The 8,274-nt window shown below is 62.9% G+C and carries 6 protein-coding genes; 5 read left to right on the top strand and 1 reads right to left on the bottom strand.

All coding sequences use genetic code 11. The features are described from left to right. The first annotated feature begins 259 nt into the window (after positions 1-259). The 5 genes from nirB (at position 260) to mgtE (ending at position 6,977) form a co-directional block, all read left to right on the top strand. On the top strand, positions 260-2,806 hold the full coding sequence (gene nirB / locus AB5Z09_RS16020; protein WP_368195717.1) for a nitrite reductase large subunit NirB: 2,547 nt from the start codon (positions 260-262) through the stop codon (positions 2,804-2,806). Next, positions 2,806-3,123, top strand: coding sequence for a nitrite reductase small subunit NirD (nirD, locus tag AB5Z09_RS16015; RefSeq protein ID WP_071914036.1), 318 nt, complete (start codon positions 2,806-2,808; stop codon positions 3,121-3,123). The genes nirB and nirD overlap by 1 nt, the downstream gene beginning before the upstream one ends. A gap of 57 nt (positions 3,124-3,180) precedes the next feature. Next, positions 3,181-3,993: a nitrite transporter NirC gene (gene nirC, locus AB5Z09_RS16010; protein ID WP_368195715.1), complete on the top strand. Its 813-nt coding sequence runs from the start codon at positions 3,181-3,183 to the stop codon at positions 3,991-3,993. A 12-nt stretch (positions 3,994-4,005) separates the two neighbouring features. Next, a complete protein-coding gene (gene cysG, locus AB5Z09_RS16005) occupies positions 4,006-5,406 on the top strand; it encodes a siroheme synthase CysG (protein ID WP_368195714.1) in 1,401 nt (466 codons plus the stop codon). Positions 5,407-5,552: 146 nt separating this feature from the next. Further along, positions 5,553-6,977, top strand: a complete 1,425-nt coding sequence (gene mgtE / locus AB5Z09_RS16000; protein WP_368195713.1) for a magnesium transporter — start codon at positions 5,553-5,555, stop codon at positions 6,975-6,977. Positions 6,978-7,058: 81 nt separating this feature from the next. Here mgtE and AB5Z09_RS15995 read toward each other — a convergent pair whose 3' ends face one another. Continuing rightward, positions 7,059-8,000 (bottom strand): hypothetical protein, encoded by a 942-nt coding sequence (locus tag AB5Z09_RS15995; RefSeq protein WP_368195712.1) that lies wholly within the window; start codon positions 7,998-8,000, stop codon positions 7,059-7,061. Between the last annotated feature and the right edge of the window lie 274 nt (positions 8,001-8,274).

Raw genomic sequence — 8,274 nt, 5'->3', positions numbered from 1 at the left:
GTTCTGTTTGTAAAAAAACGCCTCCAGCAATGGGGGCGTTTTGCATTTTAAGACCCAGCTCCCTCCTCTCTATGTCCCACTCGCATCCAGTAGCAAAACACTCAACTGGTATACCTATTTTTGTATATATTTGAATTTTATCGAATTACCCCTGACGAGATATATAAATAGACACTTGATTTGCATCAATTGCCCGCCCCGACTGACTGGGTAGCCTAGCCCCAGAATGATGTTTTATTACTCCAAACTAGAGGCAATCATGAGCAAAGTCAGACTGGTCGTTGTGGGCAACGGCATGGTGGGGCACCGCTTCATCGAAGAGGTGATCGAGCGGGCCGAGCCGGGCCGCTACGAGATCACCGTCTTCGGTGCAGAACCCCGTCCCGCCTACGATCGCGTCCATCTCTCCTCCTACTTCTCCCATCACACCAGCGAAGATCTCTCCCTCGTCAAACCCGGCTTCTACGACAAGCACGGCATCCGCCTTCTGCTCGGCGAAGCGGTGAAAAAAATCGACAGGGCCAACCGCGAAGTGCACTCCAACAAGGGCACTGTGGTCGGGTACGACAAGCTGGTGCTGGCCACCGGCTCCTACCCCTGGGTGCCGCCCATTGCGGGCAGCCAGCACCACGAGTGCTTCGTCTATCGCACCATCGAGGATCTGAAAGCCATCCGCAGCGCCGCCAAGAGCGGCAAGAGCGGGGTGGTGATCGGGGGCGGTCTGCTTGGCCTTGAAGCGGCAGGTGCCCTCAAGGCACTGGGTCTCGAGACCCACGTGGTGGAGTTTGCTCCGGTGCTGATGGCCGAGCAGCTCGACGGTCAGGGCGGCCAGCTGCTGCGCCGCAAGATTGAATCCATGGGCGTGCAGGTGCACACCAGCAAGAGCACCAGCGAGATCCTGATGCATGGCGGCGAACAGGCGAAACACCGCCTCGCCTTCGCCGACGGCAGCCAGCTTGAAGTGGATGTGGTGGTCTTCTCCACCGGCATTCGCCCGCAAGATACTCTGGGCCGTTACGGTGATCTCGCCATCGCCGAGCGCGGCGGCATCGTCATCGACGATCACTGCCTCACCTCCGATCCCGACATCTACGCCATCGGCGAGTGCGCAGCCTGGCAGGGCCGCTTCTTCGGGCTGGTAGCGCCGGGCTACAAGATGGCCCAGATCACCGTCGACCACCTGCTCGGCGGCGACAGCCGCTTCGAGGGGGCGGACATGAGCGCCAAGCTCAAGCTGCTCGGCGTCTCCGTCGGCTCCATCGGTGATGCCCATGGCCGCACCCCGGGCAGCCACAGCTATGTGTTCCAGGACGATCAGGCCGGCGTCTACAAGAAGATCGTGGTGAGCGAAGACAACAGCCGCCTGCTCGGCGCCGTGCTGGTGGGTGACGTGGAAGATTACGGCAACCTGCTGCAGATGATGCTCAATGCGCTGCCGCTGCCGAGCCACCCGGATACCCTGATCCTGCCCGCCTACGCCGGTGCCAAGCCGACGCTGGGGGTGGATGCCCTGCCGGAAAGTGCCCAGATCTGCTCCTGCTTCGACGTCTCCAAGGGCGACATCGCCAAGGCGGTGGCCGAGGGCCACACCACGCTGGCCGCCATCAAGCAGCACACCAAGGCCGGTACCGGCTGCGGCGGCTGTGTGCCGCTCATCAGTCAGGTGCTCAACGCCGAACTGGTGAAGCAAGGCATCGAGGTCAACAACCACCTCTGTGACCACTTCCCCCACTCCCGTCAGGAGCTGTTCCATCTGGTCAAGGTGGAGGGGATCAAGAGCTTCGACGAGCTGCTGGCCAAGCACGGCCAAGGCTATGGCTGCGAGGTGTGCAAACCGACCGTCGGCTCCATCCTCGCCTCCTGCTGGAACGAGCATGTGCTGAGCCCGCGCAACATCCCGCTGCAGGACACCAACGACATCTTCCTCGGCAACATGCAGAAGGACGGCAGCTACTCCGTCATCCCGCGCATGGCTGGCGGTGAAGTGACCCCGGAAGGGCTGCTGGCGGTGGCCGAAGTGGCCCGCGACTACAAGCTCTACACCAAGATCACCGGCGCCCAGCGCATCGGCCTGTTCGGGGCCCAGAAGGATGACCTGCCCGCCATCTGGCGCAAGCTGCTGGCTGCCGGATTCGAGACCGGTCAGGCCTACGCCAAGGCGCTGCGCATGGCCAAGACCTGCGTCGGCAGCACCTGGTGCCGCTTCGGCGTGCAGGACAGCGTCGGCCTCGGGGTCTTCCTCGAGAACCGCTACAAAGGCATTCGCACCCCGCACAAGATGAAGTTCGGCGTCTCCGGCTGCACCCGCGAATGTGCGGAAGCGCAGGGCAAGGACGTTGGCATCATCGCCACCGACGCGGGCTGGAACCTCTATGTGGGCGGCAACGGCGGTATGAAGCCGCGCCACGCCGATCTGCTGGCGTCTGACCTCGACCGCGATACCCTCATCAAGCTGATCGACCGCTTTATGATGTTCTACGTCACCAGCGCCGACAAACTACAGCGCACCTCAGTCTGGCTCGGCAATCTGGAAGGGGGCGTCGACTACCTGCGCGAGGTGATCGTCGACGACAAGCTGGGGCTGGCCGAGACCCTGGAGCGCGATATCCAGATCCTCATCGACAGCTACGAGTGCGAATGGTCGCGCACCCTCAACGAAGAGGAGGCGCTCAAGCGCTTCAGCCACTTCATCAACAGCGACAAGCGCGACCCGGACGTTCAGTTCGTTGCCGAGCGCGACCAGCACAGACCCGCCACTCCGGCCGAACGCATCCCCGTCTACCAGATCGAGGTGGAGACCAAATGATGAAATTTGCCTGCCAACTCAACGATATCCTGCCGGGAACCGGTGTCTGCGCACTCATTGAAGGTCGCCAGATCGCCCTGTTCCGCCCGAGCGCGGCCGCCGAGGTGTTCGCCATCGACAACCGGGATCCCTTCTTCGCCGCCAACGTGCTGTCGCGGGGCCTGATTTGCGAACACGACGGCGAGCTCTGGGTCGCCAGCCCGCTCAAGAAGCAACGCTTTCGCCTGAGCGACGGCCACTGTTTCGACAATCCTGCGATGTCGGTGCAGAGCTACCCCGTTGAAGTGCGCGACCAGCAGATCTGGGTCGCAGTCTAAAGCCAAATTCACTCTCTTTCGGGCTGCCTGAGGGCAGCCCTTTCAAGGACTCACAAGATGTACACGGAAACCATCAACAAGTGCGCCGCCAACGCGGCCCGCATCAACCGCTTCGAGCGCAGCGACAAGCTCGGCTTCTGGCTCAGCTCCGCCATGGCGGGGGCCTATGTGGGCCTCGGCATCATCCTCATCTTCACCCTCGGCAATCTGGTGGATCCGAGCATCCGACCGCTGGTGATGGGGGCCACCTTCGGCATCGCCCTGACGCTGGTGATCATCGCCGGCTCCGAGCTCTACACCGGCCACACCATGTTCCTCACCTTCGGGGTGAAGGCGGGCAAGATCACCATGGCCGACCTGCTGCGCATCCTGCCCCAGACCTGGGCCGGCAACCTGATTGGCTCCATCGTGGTGGCGCTCATCTATTCCTACGGCGGCAGCCTGCTGCCGGATGCAGGCAGTCTGGCCCACAAAGTGGCGCTGGCCAAGACCCAGGCCCCGGCGCTGACCCTGTTTATGAAGGGGATCCTCTGCAACTGGCTGGTCTGCCTCGCCATCTGGATGGCGCTGCGCACCGAAGGGGCCGCCCGCTTCATCGCCATCTGGTGGTGCCTGCTGGCCTTTATCGCCTCCGGCTACGAGCACTCCATCGCCAACATGACCCTGTTCGCTCTCTCCTGGTTCGGCGCCCACTCCGAGGCCTACACCCTGAGCGGCATCGGCCACAACCTGCTGTGGGTGACCTTGGGCAACACCGTCTCCGGCGTCCTCTTTATGGGCCTCGGCTACTGGTATGCCACCCCGAAAGCTGAGCGCCCGGTTGCAGTGAGCGAGACCACCAGCACCGCCAACCAGACCCGAACCGCCTGATCCGGAGGCCCCATGGACTACTTGCCCATCTTTTGCCGACTCGACAACAAACCCGTGCTGCTGGTCGGCGGCGGCGAGGTAGCGGAGCGCAAGGCGCGCCTGCTGCTGGATGCCGGTGCCCACCTCACAGTCGTGGCGCCCGAGCTCGACCCCGAGCTGGCGGAACTGGCTGCCAACGGCAGCATCGAGTGGCTGGCCGGTGAATTTGTGCCGGAACAACTGGCGGGCAAGTGGCTGGTGGTGGCCGCAACCGATCGGCGCGAGGTAAATGCACTGGTTTACCAGAGCGCCAATCAGGCGCGGATCTTTGCCAACGTGGTGGATGACCCGAAGCGCTCCAGCTTCATCATGCCGTCGATCATCGACCGCTCGCCGCTGATGGTGGCCATCTCCTCCGGCGGCAAGGCGCCTGTGCTGGCCCGGCTGCTGCGGGAAAAACTCGAAGCCCTGCTGCCGCAACATCTGGGGGCCGTGGCGACCTTTGCCGGCAGCCTGCGGGAGCGGGTCAAGGCCCGCTTCGCCAGCATGGGCGAGCGGCGCCGCTTCTGGGAGCGGCTACTCGGGGCAGACCGACTCGGTCAGGCGCTGGCGCGGGGCGATCACGCCTCTGCCAACCAGCTGGCCGACAACCTGTTTGCCGACGAAAGCCAGAGTGCTGGCGAAGTGGTGCTGGTGGGGGCCGGCCCCGGCGATCCGGGTCTGCTCACCCTGCACGCCCTGCGCCAGATGCAGCAAGCCGACGTGGTGGTCTATGACCGATTGGTCTCCGACGAGGTGATGGCGCTGGTGCGCCGCGACGCCAAGCGCATCTTCGTCGGCAAGCAGGCGGGCAACCACTGCGTGCCGCAGGAGGGGATCAACCAGCTCTTACTGGAGGAGGCGAAAAAGGGGCAACGGGTGGTGCGGCTGAAGGGGGGCGACCCCTTTATCTTCGGCCGTGGCGGCGAGGAGCTGGAGACGCTGGTCGGTAGCGGCATCGGTTTTCAGGTGGTACCGGGGATCACCGCGGCCAGCGGCTGCGCCGCCTACGCCGGCATTCCGCTGACCCATCGCGACCACGCCCAGAGCGTGCGCTTCGTCACCGCTCACGGCAAGGGGGGCGCCCGGGATCTCGACTGGTCACTGCTGGCCAAAGACAAACAGACGCTGGTGTTCTACATGGGGCTCTCATCCTGCGCCACCATCCGCGAGCAGCTGCTGGCCCACGGCAAGGCGGGCAACACCCCGGTGGCGCTGATCGAGCGCGGCACCCAGCCCTGCCAGCGGGTCATTCGCGGCACTCTCGATGAGCTACCCGCGCTGGCGGTGGGGGTCGAAAGCCCGGCGCTGATCATGGTGGGATCCGTGGTGACCCTTGCCGACCGGCTCGCCTGGTTTGGCGAGGCACCGCAGGTTCAGCAAGCCCTCGCCTGAGGGATCCTCGGCAAATCACCATGAGGCCACCAGCAGGTGGCCTCACTTTTACCTCCCTCTTCCCCTATCACGGTCATAACCTGTTGTTTTAAGTCTGGTATCCTATGGGCATTGAGCCCTTGGCTACCATCTCAGGAATTCATCCCATGTCTCTTCCCATCAAGAACAGCGCCCGGCAGCGCGCGGATGACAGATCCCGCATTCTCACCCTGCTGCTGCGCGATGATGCCCTCACCGACAGCCTGCTCGATCCGCAGGTGGTGCAGGATGCCGAGCAACGCGATCAGACCAGCGAACTCACTACACTGGTCAACGGGTTGCCCGCCGCCGATGTCGCCGATGCGCTGGAGTCGCTGCCGCCCGATGAGCGTCATGCCCTGTGGGCGCTGGTGGAGGAGGAGAAGCGCGGCCAGATCCTGGTCGAAGCGTCGGAGACGGTGTGGGACAGCCTCATCAGCGGGATGAGCGACAAGGAGCTGCTGCACGCCCTGCGCACCCTGGATATCGACGACCAGATCTATCTGGGCCAGTACCTGCCGCGCAACCTGATGGGGCGGCTGCTCACCTACATGGCCCCCGCCGAGCGGGATCGGGTGCGGGAGGTGATCCGCTACGGCAAGCACACCGTCGGCGCCATGATGGACTTCGAGATCATCACCATCCGCCCCGAGGTGAGTCTGGCCACGGTGCAGCGCTATTTGCGGCTGCGCGGCAAGATCCCCGCCAACACCGACAAGCTGTTCGTCATCGATCGCCGCAACCATCTGCTGGGGGAGCTGGCCCTCACCACTGTGCTGCTGCACAAGCCCGCCACCCTGGTGAGCGATGTGATGGAGCGGGATCCGGTCACCTTCGATCCGGAGGATAACGACGAAGCGGCAGCCCGCACCTTCGAGCGGGATGACCTGCTATCCGCCGCCGTGGTGGATGGCAAGGGCAAGCTGATGGGCCGCATCACCGTCGAAGAGGTGGTGGATCTGGTCTATGAGGAGAGTGACACCGACCTGCGCCGGATGGGGGGTATCAGCGAGGATGAAGACGTGTTCGCCCCTGTCTCCAAGGCGGTCAAGACCCGCTGGGCCTGGCTTGCCATCAACCTCTGCACCGCCTTTGTCGCCTCGCGGGTGATCGGCCTGTTCGAGCACACCATCTCCCAGCTGGTGGCACTGGCGGCCCTGATGCCCATCGTCGCCGGGATCGGCGGCAACACCGGCAACCAGACCATCACCATGATAGTGCGGGCGCTGGCGCTGCAGCACATTCAGGCGGGCAACCTCTCCTTCCTGCTGCTGCGGGAACTCGGGGTCGCCTTTATCAACGGGCTGGTGTGGGGCGGCACCATGGGCATCGCCACCTATCTGCTCTATCAGGATGCGGCGCTCGGCGCCGTAATGACCCTGGCCATGATGCTCAACCTGCTGGTGGCCGCCCTGATGGGGGTCATCATCCCCATGACCATGACCCGCCTCGGCCGCGACCCGGCAGTCGGTGCCAGCGTGATGATCACCGCCATCACCGATACCGGCGGCTTCTTTATCTTCCTCGGGCTGGCGACCCTGTTCCTGCTGTAAACCGTGCGTTGAAAACAACAAGGGAGCCACTGGCTCCCTTGTTGTTTCAGGCGCGTTTGCCCACCCCTGCCGTTGGGCTGCTTATCGCTTGTCAGCGGTGATCAGCAAGCCATTGGTGTCGGGGAAGCCGATGACCAGCGCCTCTTTTTTGGCATCCGTGGTATAGGTGGTGACATAGGCGATGCGGTTATCCATCGCCCGGGCCAGAGCGGCATTCCAGAGGTTTTCGATCGGCGTGGCTACCGCGGATTGCTTGAAGTTGCACTTGCCAAACCCGGTCATGGTCAGCTTGCTCAACCCGGCAGTGGCACTCCCCTCGCCCACCAGCGTACAACCTGCCGCCGGAAACTCGATCGCCACCGTCAGCTTGCCGCCGTTGTTGGTGGTATCCACCTTGCCCACCATGTCGCTGCTGAAGCCATCGCTGTCCGTGGCACTCCAGCTGGCCGTGGTCACCGCTTTGGTGGTCAGGGCCGTCACCGCCACATGACCGCTGAAACCGGAATAGATGGGGGAATTGTCGGAGAACTTGGTGCCGGTCCGGGTGAAATCAAAAACCCAGCGCTTGATCTCCTTGCCCTGCAGATCGATGACCGGCTGATCCTGGAAGGTGATGAGGTTGTGGTCGTTGGTCACCGAGCTGAGCGCAGTGCTGGTGCCGAGCCGTTCGCTGTTGCGGATCAACTGCACCGGGTAGATCCCGTCTTTGTCGGCTTTCTGGTCAGCCTGCCCCAACCACTGGCTGTTGGTCTCGACCTTGCCCACCTGATGATCCACCCAGACACCCCAGTGCTGCACGGTTTCACCCTTCGGGTAGACCAGCGCCAGACCATCCAGATCCTTGATCATGCGCGGCGTCGCCTTGTCGCCGTCGCGGCTCATCAGATTCGCTTGGTAAAGACCCGCCTCAGGCAGAGCCAGCGGCACCCGCTTGGCAATGCTGTTGGCAGCTTTTTCGCTGTCACAGGCAGACAGGGCCGCAGCGCAGGCGATGGCCAGCAGCGCTTTGTTGTGCATTTTCATGAGTTTTTATTCCTTGCTGTCGCTTTGTAATTTTTAGATGCAATCAATCGCCGCTGAATTTAAGGGAAAGGTCATCTATCAGTCGAATGGAGATCTGTAACCAACCATTACAGCCTCGCAGGAGCGGCAGGCCGTGCCGCTTGCCCCGACCGCACTGCGGTAACGACAGGGTGACTAACGGCGGAAAAGCAGCGAGGGTAGCGACTCGAAAAAACAGATGAAAATCAGAGTCATAACTCTATTAACAGGAGGGTAATTAGCCCGAATTGCCAGC

It is taken from the genome of Aeromonas sp. R2-2, from assembly GCF_040908355.1.
Classification (GTDB): domain Bacteria; phylum Pseudomonadota; class Gammaproteobacteria; order Enterobacterales; family Aeromonadaceae; genus Aeromonas; species Aeromonas veronii.
The sequence above is the reverse complement of the archived record's forward strand: the minus strand, read 5'-3'. Positions and strand labels throughout refer to the sequence as shown.